Genomic DNA, 775 nt, shown 5'->3' on the forward strand with positions numbered 1-775 from the left:
TATTTGGTTCTTTGAATATTAGATAAGATACCTCACTATTACTCTCATCTACGGCCATAATTGTATCAATATCTATCGTGCTATTCGTATCCATATTGAAGAAATATTTATCATAACTTTCCCCATCCACGGTAAAGGGCACTTGCTCTAAATCAACTAATGCGACTAATGCATATTCTCTTTCTGAATCAATAAAACTATCGAATGACACCGTATATTCTAAGTATCCATTATCATCCGTTATCATTGATCCCGAATCAATGATATCCCCTTCTAAATCAAATAATCCTATCCCTAGTGTGTTTGTTCCTTCTCCGGAATTCGGATGAACCGTATCATCTACGTTTTGAGCTTCTTCGTTCCCTTCATTGGTAAAATAATAAACAATAACGATACTAGAAATGAACCATATAGCAAATAAAACAATCGCTATTTTTAACCATTTCATCGGTCTAACCTCCATTTATAAAAGATGTGCAAATGGTCCTGCACACACTTTCTTTTTATAAATTATTTTTATTTATTTATCATCCTTAGAATACGGGAATGTTTTCTTTGTTTCATGGATTATATCTTTATACAGACAGTTTGTATGTATGGTTACCCAACCCATAATCGCCTAGTGTTGTGGTTTGGAATAAAGTTTGATCAAAAGTATAATATCCAACGAGGTAAAACATCGTGACTTTCTTTCAAAACCATACCTTGCCACACGCCTTAAAAAAATAGACCACCAATTGTTATATAAGAAGATAAATATTTATCTACCACGATA

The 775-nt window shown here is 32.8% G+C and carries 1 protein-coding gene; it reads right to left on the bottom strand.

The features are described from left to right. On the bottom strand, positions 1-448 hold a 448-nt coding region (locus AB1471_RS16945; protein ID WP_367780925.1), incomplete at its 3' end, for a hypothetical protein. Positions 449-775: the final 327 nt, after the last annotated feature.

It is taken from the genome of Jeotgalibacillus marinus (assembly GCF_040801915.1).
Taxonomy (GTDB): domain Bacteria; phylum Bacillota; class Bacilli; order Bacillales; family Jeotgalibacillaceae; genus Jeotgalibacillus; species Jeotgalibacillus marinus.